General features: G+C 52.1%; 17 protein-coding genes. 5 read left to right on the top strand and 12 right to left on the bottom strand.

The window, feature by feature from the left end; translation table 11 throughout:
• Window positions 1–172 precede the first annotated feature (172 nt).
• From recC to ygdT, 10 genes are all read right to left on the bottom strand, one after another.
• Window positions 173–3,541: an exodeoxyribonuclease V subunit gamma gene (gene recC, locus K0778_RS11695; RefSeq protein WP_000946947.1), complete on the bottom strand. Its 3,369-nt coding sequence runs from the start codon at window positions 3,539–3,541 to the stop codon at window positions 173–175.
• A gap of 12 nt (window positions 3,542–3,553) precedes the next feature.
• Entirely contained in the window at window positions 3,554–3,877 is a 324-nt protein-coding gene (locus K0778_RS11690; protein WP_001276460.1) for a prepilin-type N-terminal cleavage/methylation domain-containing protein, read from the bottom strand.
• Complete coding sequence (locus K0778_RS11685; protein WP_063084677.1) at window positions 3,862–4,269, bottom strand: DUF2509 family protein; 408 nt, start codon at window positions 4,267–4,269, stop codon at window positions 3,862–3,864. Before K0778_RS11685 ends, K0778_RS11690 begins: the two co-directional genes overlap by 16 nt.
• Window positions 4,266–4,829 (bottom strand): prepilin peptidase-dependent protein, encoded by a 564-nt coding sequence (locus tag K0778_RS11680; RefSeq protein WP_001144315.1) that lies wholly within the window; start codon window positions 4,827–4,829, stop codon window positions 4,266–4,268. The genes K0778_RS11685 and K0778_RS11680 overlap by 4 nt, the downstream gene beginning before the upstream one ends.
• Window positions 4,820–5,290 carry a prepilin peptidase-dependent protein gene (locus K0778_RS11675; protein ID WP_000857051.1) on the bottom strand — a complete coding sequence of 157 codons (471 nt, stop codon included), beginning with the start codon at window positions 5,288–5,290 and terminating at the stop codon, window positions 4,820–4,822. Before K0778_RS11675 ends, K0778_RS11680 begins: the two co-directional genes overlap by 10 nt.
• Before the next feature lie 183 nt (window positions 5,291–5,473).
• Window positions 5,474–6,268, bottom strand: coding sequence for a thymidylate synthase (gene thyA, locus K0778_RS11670; protein WP_000816232.1), 795 nt, complete (start codon window positions 6,266–6,268; stop codon window positions 5,474–5,476).
• A 6-nt stretch (window positions 6,269–6,274) separates the two neighbouring features.
• Complete coding sequence (lgt, locus tag K0778_RS11665) at window positions 6,275–7,150, bottom strand: prolipoprotein diacylglyceryl transferase (protein ID WP_000204658.1); 876 nt, start codon at window positions 7,148–7,150, stop codon at window positions 6,275–6,277.
• 150 nt (window positions 7,151–7,300) lie between these two features.
• A complete protein-coding gene (ptsP, locus tag K0778_RS11660; RefSeq protein ID WP_000957910.1) occupies window positions 7,301–9,547 on the bottom strand; it encodes a phosphoenolpyruvate--protein phosphotransferase in 2,247 nt (748 codons plus the stop codon).
• A gap of 12 nt (window positions 9,548–9,559) precedes the next feature.
• On the bottom strand, window positions 9,560–10,090 hold the full coding sequence (rppH, locus tag K0778_RS11655; protein WP_000564489.1) for an RNA pyrophosphohydrolase: 531 nt from the start codon (window positions 10,088–10,090) through the stop codon (window positions 9,560–9,562).
• Between the two features lie 352 nt (window positions 10,091–10,442).
• Complete coding sequence (ygdT, locus tag K0778_RS28320) at window positions 10,443–10,589, bottom strand: protein YgdT (RefSeq protein ID WP_000953278.1); 147 nt, start codon at window positions 10,587–10,589, stop codon at window positions 10,443–10,445.
• 185 nt (window positions 10,590–10,774) lie between these two features.
• Between ygdT and mutH the strand changes: the two genes are divergently transcribed.
• From mutH to K0778_RS11635, 4 genes are all read left to right on the top strand, one after another.
• Entirely contained in the window at window positions 10,775–11,464 is a 690-nt protein-coding gene (gene mutH / locus K0778_RS11650; RefSeq protein WP_000082201.1) for a DNA mismatch repair endonuclease MutH, read from the top strand.
• 68 nt (window positions 11,465–11,532) lie between these two features.
• Window positions 11,533–12,246, top strand: a complete 714-nt coding sequence (locus K0778_RS11645; protein WP_000895624.1) for a TerC family protein — start codon at window positions 11,533–11,535, stop codon at window positions 12,244–12,246.
• 137 nt (window positions 12,247–12,383) lie between these two features.
• Window positions 12,384–12,602 carry a lipoprotein YgdR gene (gene ygdR / locus K0778_RS11640; RefSeq protein WP_000758655.1) on the top strand — a complete coding sequence of 73 codons (219 nt, stop codon included), beginning with the start codon at window positions 12,384–12,386 and terminating at the stop codon, window positions 12,600–12,602.
• 107 nt (window positions 12,603–12,709) lie between these two features.
• Entirely contained in the window at window positions 12,710–13,750 is a 1,041-nt protein-coding gene (locus K0778_RS11635) for an NADP(H)-dependent aldo-keto reductase (RefSeq protein ID WP_001199295.1), read from the top strand.
• A 31-nt stretch (window positions 13,751–13,781) separates the two neighbouring features.
• Here K0778_RS11635 and lplT read toward each other — a convergent pair whose 3' ends face one another.
• Together lplT and aas are read right to left on the bottom strand one after the other, a co-directional pair.
• A complete protein-coding gene (lplT, locus tag K0778_RS11630; RefSeq protein ID WP_000004616.1) occupies window positions 13,782–14,975 on the bottom strand; it encodes a lysophospholipid transporter LplT in 1,194 nt (397 codons plus the stop codon).
• Entirely contained in the window at window positions 14,968–17,127 is a 2,160-nt protein-coding gene (gene aas / locus K0778_RS11625) for a bifunctional acyl-ACP--phospholipid O-acyltransferase/long-chain-fatty-acid--ACP ligase (protein ID WP_000899054.1), read from the bottom strand. The genes lplT and aas overlap by 8 nt, the downstream gene beginning before the upstream one ends.
• 584 nt (window positions 17,128–17,711) lie before the next feature.
• Between aas and galR the strand changes: the two genes are divergently transcribed.
• Window positions 17,712–18,743, top strand: coding sequence for an HTH-type transcriptional regulator GalR (gene galR / locus K0778_RS11620; RefSeq protein WP_000201063.1), 1,032 nt, complete (start codon window positions 17,712–17,714; stop codon window positions 18,741–18,743).
• Window positions 18,744–18,745: the final 2 nt, after the last annotated feature.

The raw sequence follows: 18,745 nt of genomic DNA, 5'->3' as shown, positions 1-18,745 counted from the left end.
CGGACCTCATAATCAACTTTATTTTCTGGCCAGATTCAACAGGTTAACGCAAATCATCTGCCAGAATTTAATCTTGTGCTGCACGAGTCAGCCTATGTCTATATATCCATCAGTCCGTGACTGGTGCGCATCATAATGTAAGCGAATGAATTGCGCAATTTTTATACAGCACTCATGACTGATTAAAGCGAAACAGCGGTAACAGGAAACGTTGCGACTGTTCAACGATGGCCTCCATTGTCTCTGGTGTTAATTGCCGCCAGAGCCGTTGATACCAGATATCATCACCTTCGCCACGCACCATCATGTTGCCTTCGTAAGCCTGAAGGAATTTCGTACGGGCTTTTTGCAACGTGGAATCGTCATCCAGCATGGCATCGTTTTGCGCGTCATAACAGGTTTTTAGCCACGCGCCGCCACTTTCAGGTAACACCAGCAATGGCGCGGACATTCCTTCACGATACCCCTCAATCAGTTGTGAGAGGTAATGCAAAGCCTGTTCGGCTGCAAGCGGCGGAAAACGCCACTCACCGTCTTTGCGTAGAAAAAGGCGACTTTCGCCATTACCACCGCTGGCACAGTAGACAAGGTGTTCCAGCCAAAGTTGCATTCCCTGCGCCACACTTAATAAAGAGGGACGCCAGCGCAACAGGCCATCCGGCTGCACCTGCGGCAACCAGCCAGTTATCTGCACACCGTTGCAGGCGAGATCAATTTCCATACTCTGCCCCGGCTGGCGACAGGCAATGACTCTGTCGGCAAGCTGCTGCATCTCCTGGCACTGTGTTTCCCAGAAAATTTCACCAAAAGCGCCATACGGTAAATCCCCTGCCGCCCGGAAGCGGCGGAACAAGCGTTCGGCATCATCCTGCTCAACCAGTGCATTCAATAACTGCTGATTGATTTGATAACGGCTAAGTCCTTCCAGAATAAATGGCTCGGTGTCTGGGATTTCGCTGTCTTCAGTACGGAAGTTCACCTGCAAACGCATCTGGAAGAACGCCCGCACCGGATGTGCCCAGAATCGTTGTAGCGTTTCCAGCGGCACGGTTTCCGGTAAGGTAAACGGCAGCGGCTGAACAAATTCAGAATGTGCTTTACCAGCCTGGCTGGCCGCAGGTAGCCATTCACGAGCATAGCTTTGTCGTTCGCCTGGCTGGTAGTTTTGTGGATCAAACGGCATCCGGGTATGGAGGCAAGTAAGATGCGCTTTTACCCTTGCCTCGCTTTCATCACAGTTGAGCGCTTCATCGCCCGGTAGATAATGACTTTGCCCGATGTAGTCGATCAGTTCCTGCACCAGTACCGACGGGAAACGTTCACTGTTATCCTGAATGGAACGCCCGATATAGCTGATATAGAGTTTTTGCTGCGCGGAAATTAACGCTTCCAGGAACAGGTAGCGGTCGTCATCGCGACGGCTACGGTCGCCACGCTTCGGTTTCTGGCTCATCAGGTCAAAGCCCAATGGCGCAAGCTGACGTGGATAAACGCCGTCGTTCATTCCCAGCAGGCAAACCACTTTGAACGGAATTGAACGCATTGGCATCAGAGTACAAATGTTAACCGGTCCGGCGAGAAAACGCTGGCTGATACGTTCTTGATCCAGACGCTGCGCCAGTTCATCACGCAATAGTGACAGCGGCACCGCGTCGCCATACTGCGCACCTAAACCTTCGGCGATAATCGCCTGCCATTGTTGTTCGATCAGCGTCATCGCCGCTTCGGTTTCCGCATCCGGCAGGAAGAAGGCGTTGAGCATATCGCGACAAACCGGCAACCACTCTTCCAGCGGACGCTCCTGTGCCAGCCCGCGACGCCAGATGTTTAGCTGCATTAGCAGTGAAGCCAGATGCCCCACCAGTTCTGCAATTAAGCCGCTCGATTCATCATAAGGTAGAACCGATTGCCACTCGCCCTGCGCGCTCTCCATCGCGTAGCCCAGCAACATACGCGTCAGGCCAAATCGCCAGGTGTGTTGTCCGGTGGCGGGGAGTTCCAGCTCGCGAACGTTGTCGTCATCTATCCCCCAACGAATGCCGGATTCGTTGACCCACTGGCGTAAATAACGCAGCCCTTCTTCGGTGATGTCAAACCGCGCCGCCAGCACCGGCACATCCAGCAGCGCCAGCACATCCTCTGACACAAAGCGACTGTCAGGCAGTGATAACAGGCTGATAAACGCTTCCAGTACCGGATGTGACTGCCGCGCACGACGGTCGGAAATGGCGTAAGGCAGGTAACGATCCGCAGGTGCGCTACCAAACACTGCCTGAATAAACGGACTGTAGCTGTCGATATCAGCCACCATCACGATGATGTCGCGCGGAGTAAGTGTCGGGTCTTCCTCCAGCATCGCCAGCAAGCGATCGTGTAAAACTTCAACTTCACGCTGCGGGCTATGGCAAACGTGGAATGTGATACTGCTATCCAGTGGATCAAGCGGGCGTTTGTTATCGCTACGGGAAAACTCTTCGATGTTCACACCCGCAACGGCGCGGTTTTCCAGTTCCAGAATGTCAGACTGAATGTTATGCAGCAGGTTATCTGGCGTGACATCGACAAAGGCGTCCAGCTCCTGGCTGCTCTCCAGGTCAGAAAGGAGATAAATGTAGTCGCGCCCAAGCTTACCCCATGAAGCCAGCAGCGGGTTGCCGACATCCTGTTCACCATCGCTGTTAAAGAGCTGCCCGGCATTTTCGCTATCACGAAATAGCGGCAATTCGCGATCTTCAAAACTGTGTCGACGCTGACGGGTCAGCAGTTTCGCCAGATAAGCAGGATCTTTAATATCGCCCCAGTAATAACGGCAGGGGTTGGTAAACAGGAGATGGATTTCAATATGTTTACCCAGCGCCTGGAGCGCCTGGAGATAAACAGGCGGTAACGCGGAAATACCGCATATAAAGACGCGCGAAGGTAACCCCGGCGGGCAGGTCGTCGCGGACTCCAGCGTTTCGATAAAGCGCTGATAGAGATTGGCGCGGTGCCAGCGCGGTTGTCCGAGTTCATGGGTATATTCCACCAGCGCCTTCCACAACGGCGCTTGCCAGGCCTGTGCTTCTCCCAGCCCTTCAACCAAATGTCCTGTTTCCCATTGTGCCAGCCACTCCGGGCGATAGACCAGATACTGGTCAAACAGGTCCGCCGCTTTTGAGGAAAGCTGGAACAGTTTTCGCTTGTCGCTATCGTCAGTCAGATAATGCCGCAACAGGGTAAAGTCTTCGCGCTCCAGCAATTGCGGCAGCAGAGTCATCAGTTTCCAGCTCATGCTCTGTTTGTTAAAGGCGCTCTCTTTGGGGATTTCCGGTAACACCCGGACGAACATATCCCAGATAAAGCTCGCTGGCAGCGGAAAATCAATGTTTGCCGCAATACCAAACTTTTGCGACAGGGTCATTTGCAGCCACTGCGCCATACCGGTACTTTGCACCAGAATCATCTCTGGTTCGAAAGGATCGTCCAGCCGTTCGCGTTCGACAATAAACTCCATCAACGCTTCCAGCACGTCCAGACGATTGGAATGGTAGACCCTTAACATAGCGGCTCCTGACTACTGACGATTCGGGCAATGCAGGCGGGTCATCTCGCCTTCTCTGCCCCCGGGTGAAACTAGCGTAACGCTGATGCTGACACATCCCGCCTGCGATGTCTGCATTCGGTTGACCTGCCAGTTGGCAGGTGGCGAAATCGCGCGCAGTTGCGTTTGCTGCCAGCCATGCCGCCAGAGCTGTTGGTACTGGTTTCTGCTGGCAAGACTGTTCATTAATGTTCGCTGGAAACCCGATAACGCAGTGACAATCATCACCATCAACACCATCGCCAACATTACCTCCGGCAGGCTAAAGCCTTGTTGATTCTTCAGGGAAGCTGACATAACGCCCTCTCTTTCAGCGGACAAAAATCGCTCCAGCCGCGTAGCGAAAAAACAATGTTTCCATCAATGACTTCGCCTGTTCGCCACAACGAAACGCCTTCATAACCGGCAATCAATAAGGCTTCATTATCTGCCAGTAAACGCAAACAAACCTGGGCATCGGTTTCAGCGTACTGCGAGCACTGAACTGCTGGCTGCGTCTGCCAGGAGTGCATTTTTCCCCACGCCAGCGCCGACTGAACGATGGCCTGGCGGCGCAATGACTGACTTTCCATGCTCACGCGAGAGGCAAAACTGCGATCCTGTTGGCTCATTCCTTGTAATAGCAAACTACCCAAAACCAGCAGCATCAGGACCAGAGCCAGTGACGAAACACCCTTTTCGCGGTTCACAGGTTGAATCCTGTCACGCTATAGCTGGCATTCACCACGGTTTGCGGTTCAGACTTACTGGCAGCACGCATATTAACCGTCAACACCGGCGAGAAGCCGCTGACATCCTGACGTACGACCTGAAAAGTGTCGATAATGATGGCATCCGGATTAGTGACTTTATCCCAGCCCTTACCTTCACAGGATGTCGCACCGCGTAGCGTTTCCAGCACATGCTCCTTCAGACGAAATCCAATCTGGTCGGACTCTTTTACCGGTTCGCGATCCCAGATACCGTTACTGTTCGCATCCCACTGCACAATGACACAGTCACCCTGTCCGACAATTTCCAGCCCTTCGCCGGTACAGATGCCATGACAATAACCCGCCCTCTGGAGATGCTTCGCGACGGTAAATACCCGCAGCCAGATTTCATCTTCCAGCGCCAGCTTACGGGTGCTCGTTAAACTTTCACGCTGTAACGCAGGCAGAAAGCGTGCCGCCCCCAGCAACAATACGCTACTGATCGCCATAGCAATCAACACTTCCAGCAGAGAAAAACCTTGCTCTTTTACAGGCATCCTTCTGTTTCTCCTTGCTGACAAAGCCGGAGTCTTCCCCACGGCGAAACCACCAGCCACCACTCGCCCGTTGAGTTTTTGAAGCGAATATGCCCGGCCCATGCGGTATTGCGCAGGCCAAAGAAAGCAAGCGAAGGTGTCAGGTCGCTCATTTCGACTTCGGGCCAGCGTGGCACAAAGACCAATGGTGAACTGCCATGACAGGTATTGGCCCCAGCAGCGGAACTCACAAGGCACCATAACGTCCCCTCCCTGATAACGCTGATACTGTGGTCGCGGTTATGCCAGTTGGCATCTTCACGTAAATAGAGCAAATAGTCCCGCGCCTGGCTGGCGGTTTGCCATAGCCGTTGCGACTGCTGCCAGTATTGCCAGCCATAGAGTCCACTTGCGCTTAGCATGACCAAAATCAGCATCGCGACCAGCGTTTCAATCAGCGTATAACCACGTTGTGTTTTCATGCCGGCAGTATGGAGCGAGGAGAAAAAAAGACGAGGGCCAGTTTCTATTTCTTCGGCGCATCTTCCGGACTATTTACGCCGTTGCAGGACGTTGCAAAATTTCGGGAAGGCGTCTCGAAGAATTTAACGGAGGGTAAAAAAACCGACGCACACTGGCGTCGGCTCTGGCAGGATGTTTCGTAATTAGATAGCCACCGGCGCTTTAATGCCCGGATGCGGATCGTAGCCTTCAATCTCAAAGTCTTCGAAACGGTAGTCGAAGATGGATTCGGGTTTACGTTTGATAATCAACTTCGGCAGCGGACGCGGTTCGCGGCTTAATTGCAGATGAGTTTGATCCATATGGTTGCTGTACAGATGCGTGTCGCCACCGGTCCAGACAAAATCACCCACTTCCAGATCGCACTGCTGCGCCATCATATGCACCAATAACGCGTAGCTGGCAATGTTGAACGGCAGGCCGAGGAAGACGTCACAGGAGCGCTGATAAAGCTGGCAAGAGAGTTTGCCGTCTGCCACATAGAACTGGAAGAATGCATGGCACGGTGCCAGCGCCATTTTATCCAGTTCGCCTACGTTCCACGCTGAAACAATAATGCGGCGCGAATCCGGGTCGTTTTTCAGCTGGTTCAGTACCGTAGTGATCTGGTCAATATGACGACCATCTGGCGTTGGCCAGGCGCGCCACTGTTTACCATACACTGGCCCGAGGTCGCCGTTTTCATCGGCCCATTCGTCCCAGATGGTGACATTGTTTTCGTGTAGATAAGCAATGTTAGTGTCGCCCTGCAGAAACCACAGCAGTTCATGGATGATGGAACGCAGGTGGCAACGTTTAGTTGTCACCAGCGGGAATCCATCTTGCAGGTTAAAACGCATCTGATGACCAAAAATGGAAAGCGTTCCGGTTCCGGTACGGTCGTTTTTCTGTGTGCCTTCGTCGAGCACTTTTTGCATCAGTTCTAAATACTGTTTCATGGTTCCTCAGGAAACGTGTTGCTGTGGGCTGCGACGATATGCCCAGACCATCATGATCACACCCGCGACAATCATCGGGATGGAAAGAATTTGCCCCATGCTGATGTACTGCACCCAGGCACCGGTAAACTGCGCGTCGGGCTGGCGGAAAAACTCAACAATGATGCGAAACGCGCCGTAACCAATCAGGAACAAACCTGAGACAGCTCCCATTGGGCGTGGTTTACGAATATACAGGTTGAGGATAATAAACAGCACCACACCTTCCAGCAGCAGCTCGTAAAGCTGTGATGGGTGGCGCGGCAGCACACCGTAAGTGTCGAAAATGGATTGCCACTGCGGGTTGGTTTGCAGCAGCAAAATATCTTCTGTACGGGAGCCAGGGAACAGCATGGCAAACGGGAAGTTCGGGTCAACGCGGCCCCACAATTCACCGTTAATAAAGTTGCCCAGACGCCCGGCACCAAGACCAAACGGAATGAGTGGTGCGATAAAATCAGAGACCTGGAAGAAGGAACGTTTAGTACGGCGGGCGAAGATAATCATCACCACGATAACGCCAATCAGGCCGCCGTGGAAAGACATGCCGCCGTCCCAGACACGGAACAGATACAGCGGATCGGCCATAAACTGCGGGAAATTGTAGAACAGAACATAACCAATACGTCCCCCGAGGAAGACGCCGAGGAAGCCCGCATAGAGTAAGTTTTCAACTTCATTTTTGGTCCAGCCGCTGCCCGGACGATTCGCCCGTCGTGTTGCCAGCCACATTGCAAAAATGAAACCCACCAGATACATCAGGCCGTACCAGTGAAGCGCCACGGGTCCTATTGAGAAAATGACCGGATCAAACTCCGGAAAATGCAGATAGCTACTGGTCATCTGTCACCACAAGTTCTTGTTATTTCGCTGAAAGAGAACAGCGATTGAAATGCGCGCCGCAGGTTTCAGGCGCTCCAAAGGTGCGAATAATAGCACAAGGGGACCTGGCTGGTTGCCGGATACCGTTAAAAGATATGTATATGATCCGCGCTATAACCCTCCGCGAATCAGCCCGCCCATGCCGCGACGCTCCATAAAGGCTGCAACCTGATGGCGAACTTCGGTCGCCAGTTGCGCTTCCAGACTACGCTGCGCAAGATTTTCTGCTTCGGCATAATCAATGCGCCGCAGCAGGTATTTTGCCCGCGCTACAGAACGTCCGTTCATAGACAGATGGCGATACCCAAGCCCAATGAGGATTGCCACGCACATGGGATCGCCCGCCATTTCACCGCACAAACGGAGATCGATTCCATGTATTTCCGCTTCCCGGGCGATCATCGCCAGAGCTCGTAACATTGCAGGATGAAGACTGTCATAAATGTTCGCCACCCGGGTATTGTTGCGATCAACGGCCAGAATGTATTGAGTCAGATCGTTGGTGCCAACAGAGATGAAATCGACCCGCTTTGCCAGATGCGGCAGCATAAATACCATTGACGGCACTTCCAGCATGATGCCGATACGTGGTTTGGGAATTTCGTAACCGATCATCTCCTCGACTTCACGTCCGGCACGTTCAATCAGGCGGCGTGCTTCATCAACTTCATCGAGGCTTGTGACCATCGGCAACAGAATATTCAGGTTGCCCGTAGCGGCATTAGCACGCAGCATCGCCCGCACCTGGATCAAGAAGATCTCCGGCTGATCGAGCGTAATGCGAATCCCACGCCAACCCAGGCATGGATTCTCTTCGCTGATCGGCATGTAAGGCAGCTGCTTATCTGCTCCGACATCCAGCGTACGCAAGGTGACGGGTTTATCATTGAACATTTGCAGCATCCCCTGATACTGCGCCACCTGTTCTTCTTCCGACGGGAAACCACTTTGCAGCATGAATGGGATTTCAGTGCGATAAAGACCGATGCCATCAATACGGCTGCCCAGTTTTTCTTCATGTTCCGGGCTTAAACCAGCATTGAGCATGACTTTTATACGCTCACCGCTTTTTAACTGCGCGGGTAAATTGACGTCATCTTCCGCCAGACGGCTAAGCTCAATCTCTTCACTAATTAGCCGCTGATATTCTTGCAGCAGTACCGGCTCCGGATCGACCAGCAATTCACCGCGATAGCCATCAACGATCAGCGTCCTACGATGCAGCACCGAAGGCTGAATATCCGCGCCCATCACGGTAGGGATCCCCAGCGCACGTACCATGATCGCAGCATGGGAGTTGGCTGCGCCATCTCGCACGACAACACCGACTAAGCGATCCTGGGGCAGCTCAGCAAGCGTTGTCGCTGACAGTTCATCTGCCACCAGAATGAAACGTTCCGGCCAGGCGTTCGGCCCTTGATTAGCGTCATCAAGATGAAACAGCAATCGCTGACCCAGCGCACGTAAATCGCCAGCCCGCTCTTTGAGATAGTTATCACTTAGCGCGGCAAACTGTTCGGCAAATTTTTCAATGACCGTTTTTACCGCCCACTCTGCCACCGAGCCTTTATCAACCTCGGCAAACAATTCGCGACGCAGCCGGGTGTCCGAAAGCAGGTGCGAGTAAAGATCGAAAATAGCCGCCGTTTCTTTTTGTGCACCGGCGGCAAAGCGTTTGCTGTAGCGGCGAAACTCGTTTGCCGCTTCTTCCAGCGCCCCGGTCAGTCGTTCGCGTTCCAGAGCCGGATCCAGCGTTGATGCCTGATACACCTGTTCCATTAAAGGTAACGTGGCATCCTGCCAGCCTTCGGCAATCGCCACACCAGGTGCTGCCGGTAATGCGCGGATTCGCGTCTGGCGATATTGCCCAAACAAGGCAGTCAACTGCGACTGAGAAAGAATAGCTGCCATCTGGGTGGCAAGCGTCACCAGGAAGGATTCTTCACTTTCGTCATACTGGCGCAACTCTCGTTGCTGTACCACCAGTACACCAAGCAACTGGCGACGTTGAATAATTGGTACGCCTAAAAACGCGCGGAAACGTTCTTCTTTTACGGAGGGGATGTATTTGAAGCTGGGGTGCTTTTGCGCATCTGCAAGGTTTATCGGTTCCGCCAGCCTGCCAACCAGGCCGACGATCCCTTCATCAAACGCGAGCGTTACAGTGCGACCGCGTGGTTTTTTCAGCCCCCGGGTCGCCATCAGGTAGTAACAACGTCGATCATGATCGGCCAGGTAGACCGAACAGACCTCGGTATCCATCGCAAGACAGATGTCGGTAACCAGAATATTTAACGCCTCATTCAGGCGTGGTGCGCTGGCTACCTTTTCGACTATTTCGCGCAGGCGAGTGAGCATAATTGGCGTGACTTAACCTCTTTTACGTCGATAAGCAGATGCGTTTTGTGGTTTTGGCGTATTTTCCTGCAGTGACATCACCACACTCGCGAACTCTTTCATTACCCTACGGTAGACATCACGTTTAAATGACACCACCTGTCTGACCGGATACCAGTAACTTACCCATCGCCAGCCGTCAAACTCTGGTGTACTGCTGGTTTGCATATTGATTTCTGCATCGCCGCTCACCAGCTGCAAGAGAAACCATTTTTGTTTTTGGCCGATACAAACCGGCTTCGTGTCCCAACGCACCAAACGTTTCGGTAATTTGTAGCGCAACCAGTTACGCGTTGAAGCAAGGATTCGAACGTCTTTGCGGCTTAATCCTACTTCTTCAAACAATTCACGGTACATCGCCTGCTCTGCGGATTCTCCGGGGTTGATTCCGCCTTGCGGAAATTGCCAGGAGTGCTGACCAAATCGCCGGGCCCACATTACCTGCCCCTGGCGATTACAAATCACGATACCTACGTTTGGGCGGTAGCCATCGTCATCAATCACCGGACTACCTCAAAATAAAGCTTTATATACGAATGATTGTTTCATACTCCAGGAAGACGGTAAACCACTCTCTGCAGGGCATTACACACTAATAACAATTGAATAACTCACAGTTATGTGCAGAGTTATAAACAGAGGAAGGGGTGGATAGCCGTTTTTATTCACCTTTTCTGTGGATAGAGTTGTGAAGAACTACGGAATTACTACGGGAAAACCCGGAGCATTCTGAATAAGCCCGATATAGACATTTTAAAATATTCATTATCAGTCAATGCATTACATGTAATTTTAGTAATGAAAAAGAGTAATTCGTGACCCAGGTCACACCTCTCATTTACGGGTTGGCGAAAGATCAACCAATGCCGTATTTATCCACAGAATGTGCCACTAAGTTAAGCACTGAACCACTAAAAACTGGAGTTTCGTCGCACGTCAAGGCTGTAAATGGAAACAGTAGTGGAGGTTTTTCACAGTTATCCCAGCTTTCTGTGGATAACATGGTGTAAGATCCTGTTTATTTTCAGTGACCAGATTTGGAAAACCCGTTGCAGTGTTGCGCAACTCGATTACCGGCAACCTAAAAAGCAATATAAATCAGAGAATTGAACAACGCATGTGGAAAAAGTTACACTGCGAATATTCGGCACATAATTGCTGTTTGTTTTTTAATCAAGGTATCATGACATGTCCCAACCTCGCCCACTGCTCTCTCCTCCCGAAACTGAAGAACAGTTGTTAGCGCAAGCACAGCAACTTTCTGGTTATACATTGGGAGAACTGGCGGCACTTGTCGGGCTGGTTACGCCAGAGAATTTAAAACGCGATAAAGGCTGGATTGGCGTGTTACTGGAGATCTGGCTAGGTGCCAGCGCAGGGAGTAAACCTGAGCAAGATTTTGCTGCTCTGGGCGTGGAACTTAAAACTATCCCTGTGGATAGTCTTGGTCGTCCGCTGGAAACAACATTCGTTTGTGTTGCCCCGTTAACGGGCAATAGCGGGGTGACCTGGGAAACCAGCCACGTGCGCCACAAACTCAAACGCGTACTGTGGATACCGGTTGAAGGCGAGCGCAGCATCCCGCTGGCGCAGCGTCGCGTTGGATCACCGTTGCTGTGGAGCCCGAATGAAGAGGAAGACCGGCAGCTACGCGAAGACTGGGAAGAATTAATGGATATGATTGTTCTCGGTCAGGTTGAGCGGATTACCGCTCGTCACGGGGAGTATTTACAGATACGACCGAAAGCAGCGAATGCGAAAGCGCTTACCGAAGCCATTGGTGCCCGGGGCGAACGGATTCTGACGCTGCCACGCGGCTTTTATTTGAAGAAGAATTTCACCAGTGCACTACTGGCCCGTCATTTTCTGATCCAGTAGCCATCGCTTTGACCTGCCGCTTTCCGGGCATATAATTACCGCTTCATTTTTTTGGCAGGGCTTTTTAGATGTTATTTGCATGGATAACCGATCCTAACGCCTGGCTTGCGCTCGGTACGCTGACGCTGCTGGAGATCGTTCTTGGGATCGACAATATTATTTTCCTTTCTCTGGTGGTGGCAAAGCTTCCCACAGCACAACGTGCTCATGCGCGCCGTCTGGGGTTGGCGGGAGCCATGGTTATGCGTCTGGCGCTGCTGGCATCAATCGCCTGGGTTACGCGCCTGACAAATCCGCTTTTTACAATATTCAGTCAGGAAATTTCTGCCCGTGATTTGATTCTGCTTCTGGGTGGCTTGTTCCTTATCTGGAAAGCCAGCAAGGAAATCCACGAATCCATTGAAGGTGAAGAAGAAGGGCTGAAAACACGCGTTTCATCATTCCTCGGCGCTATCGTGCAGATTATGCTGCTGGATATTATCTTTAGCCTCGACTCGGTGATTACGGCTGTGGGTCTGTCAGATCACCTGTTTATTATGATGGCAGCCGTGGTGATTGCCGTAGGCGTGATGATGTTCGCCGCGCGCTCGATTGGTGATTTTGTCGAACGCCATCCTTCGGTAAAAATGCTGGCGCTCTCTTTCCTGATTCTGGTGGGCTTTACCCTGATTCTGGAAAGTTTCGACATCCACGTACCGAAAGGTTACATCTACTTCGCGATGTTCTTCTCTATTGCGGTTGAAAGCCTCAACTTGATTCGCAACAAAAAGAATCCGCTCTGATACTCCGTACGCTCTCCTGCGGGAGGGCGTACTCACTCCTTTTACCCTCACAGTTTAAGATTTTCCTGCTTTCAAGATATATAACGTCGGTTTATAAACAGACTATTATCATAGGTAGGCCAAATGAGGATAACCGGATGAAAAAATGGGCAGTAATAATTTCTGCAGTCGGACTGGCGTTTGCTGTTTCCGGGTGTTCCAGTGATTACGTCATGGCGACCAAAGATGGCCGTATGATTTTGACCGATGGAAAACCTGAAATTGATGATGATACCGGGCTGGTGAGTTATCACGATCAGCAAGGTAACGCGATGCAAATTAACCGTGATGATGTTTCGCAAATTATTGAACGTTAACAAATAAGGTCAGCATCCGGCTGGCCTTAAGATTTTTCTCTTTCCCTTTTCCCTTCCCTCTGCCATTTTTATATTCCTTATGTCGTGATTATAAAAAGGAAACGGCTATGCAATATCACCGTATACCCCACAGTTCGCTGGAAGTCAGCACGCTGGGGCTTGGCACGATGACGTTTGGTGAACAGAACAGCGAAGCCGACGCCCACGCACAACTCGACTATGCCGTCGCTCAGGGCATTAACCTTATCGACGTTGCCGAAATGTACCCAGTACCTCCGCGCCCCGAAACGCAAGGGTTAACCGAAACCTACGTCGGCAACTGGCTGGCGAAACATGGCAGCCGCGAAAAGTTAATTATCGCCTCCAAAGTGAGCGGACCGTCGCGCAATAATGACAAGGGCATCCGCCCGGATCAGGCGCTGGATCGGAAGAATATCCGCGAAGCGCTGCATGACAGCCTCAAGCGCCTACAGACTGATTACCTCGATCTTTATCAGGTGCACTGGCCGCAGCGCCCGACCAACTGCTTCGGCAAACTCGGTTATAGCTGGACGGATTCTGCGCCTGCGGTTTCGCTACTGGATACGCTGGACGCACTGGCAGAGTACCAACGCGCGGGAAAAATTCGTTATATCGGCGTGTCGAACGAAACTGCATTTGGCGTAATGCGCTACCTGCATCTGGCGGACAAACACGATCTGCCGCGTATTGTCACCATTCAGAACCCTTACAGTCTGTTAAACCGCAGTTTTGAAGTAGGTCTGGCAGAAGTCAGCCAGTATGAAGGGGTCGAACTGCTGGCCTATTCGTGCCTGGGTTTCGGCACGCTGACCGGGAAATATCTCAATGGTGCAAAACCCGCTGGCGCACGTAATACGCTCTTTAGTCGGTTCACCCGCTATAGCGGTGAGCAAACGCAAAAAGCCGTCGCGGCGTATGTTGATATCGCCAGACGTCATGGCCTGGACCCTGCTCAGATGGCGCTCGCGTTTGTACGCCGTCAACCGTTTGTTGCCAGCACTCTGCTGGGCGCAACCACGATGGATCAGCTGAAAACTAACATCGAAAGTTTGCATCTGGAGTTAAGCGAAGACGTATTAGCTGAAATTGAAGCGGTGCATCAGGTTTATACTTATCCGGCACCATAAGATTAACGCCGGTTAAAACCGGCGTTAAATATTAATGACGGCGCTGCCAGATCCACAGCGCCGTTATTGCCAGCGCAAACAGCGCACCGAAGCCAATGCCAATGGGCACGACCGGGATGCCTATCATTACCGCCAGCGAGTAAATGCCCAGCATCAACAACATGGCGCTGTTTTCGCCAAGGTTTTGTACTGCAATCGCATTCCCCGCCCCGACGCTTTTTTTACCCCGCTCCTGTAGCAACGCATTGAGCGGAACGACAAAAAAGCCCCCCATCACGCCAATCAGCATCAACAAGGCATAGGCTGGCAGCAGCTCGTGTTGCAGGGAAAAAATCAGTACCACCACGCCAATCAAAATCCCGGCTGGCATACAGCGTGACACGGTTTCCAGCGTAACTAACTTCGCTGCCGCACCTGCGCCAACCACGATACCAATCGCTACCATCGCGTTGAGATAGGTGGGCGTAGCGTTATCGGTAATGCCCAGCGCCACCGGTACCCACAGCACCAACAGGAAACGCAGCGTGACACCCGCTCCCCAGAATAAACTGGTGCCCACCAGCGAAAAACGCGTTTCACCATTGCGCCATAGCGAGGTGCAGGCATTCAGGAAACTGCGGGTCATGTTGATGAGATTCCAGGACTGCCCCGGACGCGCCGCCGCCAGTTTGGGAATGTAGATATTGGCAACGACCGCACCACCGTAGGCCAGTGCGCATGCGGCCAGGGCGACGAGGACATGCCAGTCAGCCAGCACACCACCGGCTACGGAACCGAGCAAAATCGCCGCTATGGTAGAAGCTTCCATTAAACCGTTAGCTTTCACTAACTTACTACCCGTGGTTAATTCGCCGAGAATACCGTATTTCGCCGGTGAATAGGCTGCAGCACCAACACCCACCAGCGTATAGCCGAGAAACGGATTGATACCAAAGCAGATACTGGCTGCGCCCAGCAGCTTCAGGCCGTTGGCAAACATCATCACCCGGCCTTTGGCGAAGCTATCCGCCACCTGCCCGACAAACGGCGCAAAAAGAATGTAAGCACCTACAAACACCATTTGCAGGATGGGCTGGCTCCACTCCGGATAGAACTGCGCTTTCAGTAACGCCAGAGTGGCAAACAGTAGGGCATTATCGCCAAACGCAGAGAGAAACTGCGCCACGATAACCGCTTTCATCCCCTTCGACCACAACGAAGTGTTAGTGTGCACTGACTCACTCATCGTGTTGTTCCGCTTCGTCTACCCAGCTTTTCAACGTGACAAAGTCAGGTTTGCCGCTGCCAAGTAATGGCATCTGTTTCAGATAGCGAATATCGCGCGGTACAGCAAGCTCCGGCACGCCGTGCTCGCGGGCATACTGTTGCAACTTATCGCGCGTCAGTTCGTTATCTGTGGTGAAAAGCACCAGTGCCTCGCCTTTGCTGGCATCGCTCTTAATCGCAGTGGCATGGACTTTATCTGGCGAAACACCAAGTGCCAGTTGTTCCACCATTTCCAGCGACACCATTTCGCCTGCAATTTTGGCAAAGCGTTTTGCGCGGCCCTGAATCTGCACAAAGCCCTGCTCGTCAAAACGCACAATATCGCCAGTGTCATACCAGCCGCGCTCCATTTCGCCGCGAACATTCTCGGCGGTGGGCACTTCCAGTACACCTGGCTTCTCCACCCGCAGATAGCCGTTCATTATGTTCGGCCCTTTCAGTTGCAGGCGTCCGCCCTCTTCGATACCAGGGACCGACAACAGGCGCGCATCCATTCCTGGTAGAATACGCCCTACCGTACCGGGTTTCGCCGCCATCGGTACGTTGATAGAAACGACAGGCGCGCATTCGGTCACGCCGTAGCCTTCAAGGATGCGCAGGCCAAATTTATCCTGCCAAAGCTGTTTGGTACTTTCTTGTAATTTTTCTGCGCCTGCCACCACATAGCGTAGACGATAGAAGTCATACGGGTTGGCGAAACGCGCGTAGTGACCGAGGAAAGTCGAGGTGCCGAACAACACGGTGCAACTGCGGTCATACACCAACTCCGGCACAATGCGGTAATGCAGCGGGCTTGGATAAAGGAACACTTCTGCACCTGTAAGCAGTGGCGTAAACAGGCCTACCGTCAGCCCAAAGGAGTGAAACAGCGGTAACGCCGACATAAAGCGATCGTTGGTGGTGAAGTCGGCAATCGTTTTAATCTGCTCGACATTCGCCAGAATGCTTTTATGGCTATGGACGACGCCTTTCGGATGGCCTTCAGAACCGGAGGTAAAAAGGATCAGCGCCTCTTCTTCCGGCTGCTGTTTAACCTGTGCCAGACGCGGCATCAGCAAATGAGCGAAGATCCATACTTTGTCGGCAGTGGTGACATCTGCTTTTAAATCTTCCAGATAGACCCAGCGCACCTGAGTAAGTTGCTCCGGCAGATGCCAGAGTTTGCCTTTATCGAGAAACTGGCGGGAAGTGAAGATGGTTTTGATTTCAGCCGCCGTAATAGCACTGGTCAGCCCTTTTACCCCGGCAGTGTAGTTCATCATTGCGGGCATGCGGCGACGGGCGATGGCCCCAAAAATCACTGCCGCACTGATGCCTGCATTGGGCAGCATTAAGCCGATGCGTTCGCCTTCAACACTGTATTTTTCAAGGATGCGTCCAACAAACAGCGTTTTCGTAAGCAATTTGCGATAGGAGTCTGGGGTAAAGTTGACGTCTTCGACACATTTCTTCCCGGCTCCGAAGCGGTACATTGCACTCAGTAAAGATTCGTACAGCGTTTCACGCGGGCGCACCGCCATTCGCGCTTCCATCATTATTTGATGCAGCATTTCGCCAGCGATTTTGCGACGGTCACGGGCACGCGGCGCATCCGGCATCGCCACCTGCGTTGGTGGCAAAATATGCAGAGTAATTTGCGGGAACAAGCGACGTTTAACCAGACCTTTCAGGCGGCTGAAGTGCGTAAGTTCCGCCCCTTCAATACGCACAGGAATAACCGTTGCACCAGACTTCGCCGCGACAAAACCCGCGCCATCGTAGATTTTCATCAGCGAGCCTGTCGTGGTGATGCGTCCTTCAGGGAAAATCACCACTGGTCGGCCCTGTTCCACCAGACGTACCAGATGTTTAATAGCCATAGGTTGCGTCGGGTCGAGAGGAACAAAGTCGATAAATGATTTCAGCCAACGCATATACCACTGTTGGCTTATTGAGGTGTAAACGGCAAACACTGGACGCACAGGTAAAAACAGTCCAAGCAAAATGCCATCAATAAAAGAGACGTGATTAGGCGTAATTAGAACGCGCTCGCCCTTCAGTGCCTGGGTGTCACCCGTAACGCGAACGCGATACAAAACACGGCACAAATTTCGAAAAAAGCTAAAAAGCATTCCAACTCCCTTTGCTCTGATTCAGTAAAAGCGAATGGAGGGAGATTACACGAGATAAAGAACGCGAGCGACAGTAAATTAGGTGCGAAAAAAAACCTGCGCATCCGCGCAGGTTGGTGCAAGAGACAGGGTACGAAGAGCGTACCGAATAATCTCACCAATCAATACCTCTGGGATCTTGATTGTGGTCTGCACGACGACTCTTCGCCAGCGAGAAAACGCAAAGGAATGAAGGGAAATGCAACGAGGTGTGTAAATTGTCGGTTACTGTTACAGATTGATGACCGGCAAAAAAAACCTGCGCATCTGCGCAGGCTGGTGTAATTCATGTGCTCAACCCGAAGTTGACTTCACCTATCAATACCTCTGGGATCACCACTTTAGCAACCTGAAGCCAAACGCCACCAGCGGTCAATCGCAACAGCGTTTCGCAAAGTGTAACCAAAGGTTTGCAATCTCTTTTTTTGTCTTACTTATTTGCGTTTGGCTCACATTCCCACGATGAAAACACGCCACCCCTTGAACCAACGGGCGTTTTCCGTAACACTGAAAGAATGTAAGCGTTTACCCACTAAGGTATTTTCATGGCGACCATAAAGGATGTAGCCCGACTGGCAGGCGTTTCAGTCGCCACCGTTTCCCGCGTCATTAATAATTCACCCAAAGCCAGCGAAGCTTCCCGGCTGGCTGTGCATAGTGCAATGGAGTCTCTTAGCTATCACCCGAACGCCAACGCCCGTGCGCTGGCGCAGCAGACCACTGAAACGGTCGGTCTGGTCGTTGGTGATGTTTCCGATCCGTTTTTCGGTGCAATGGTGAAAGCGGTCGAACAGGTGGCTTATCACACCGGTAATTTTTTATTGATTGGCAACGGTTACCACAACGAACAAAAAGAGCGTCAGGCCATTGAGCAACTGATCCGCCATCGCTGTGCTGCGTTGGTCGTCCATGCCAAAATGATCCCGGATGCTGATTTAGCCTCATTAATGAAACAAATGCCCGGTATGGTGCTGATCAACCGTATCCTGCCTGGCTTTGAAAACCGTTGTATTGCTCTGGACGATCGTTACGGTGCCTGGCTGGCAACGCGTCATTTAATTCAGCAAGGTCATACCCGCATTGGTTATCTGTGCTCTAACCACTCTATTTCTGACGCCGAAGATCGTCTGCAAGGGTATTACGATGCCCTTGCTGAAAGTGGTATTGCGGCCAATGACCGGCTGGTGACATTTGGCGAACCAGACGAAAGCGGCGGCGAACAGGCAATGACCGAGCTTTTGGGACGAGGAAGAAATTTCACTGCGGTAGCCTGTTATAACGATTCAATGGCGGCGGGTGCGATGGGCGTTCTCAATGATAATGGTATTGATGTACCGGGTGAGATTTCGTTAATTGGCTTTGATGATGTGCTGGTGTCACGCTATGTGCGTCCGCGCCTGACCACCGTGCGTTACCCAATCGTGACGATGGCGACCCAGGCTGCCGAACTGGCTTTGGCGCTGGCGGATAATCGCCCTCTCCCGGAAATCACTAATGTCTTTAGTCCGACGCTGGTACGTCGTCATTCAGTGTCAACTCCGTCGCTGGAGGCAAGTCATCATGCAACCAGCGACTAACC

Source organism: Escherichia sp. XD33 (assembly GCF_019375075.1).
GTDB classification, from domain to species: Bacteria; Pseudomonadota; Gammaproteobacteria; order Enterobacterales; family Enterobacteriaceae; genus Enterobacter; species Enterobacter flexneri_A.
The sequence above is the reverse complement of the archived record's forward strand: the minus strand, read 5'-3'. Positions and strand labels throughout refer to the sequence as shown.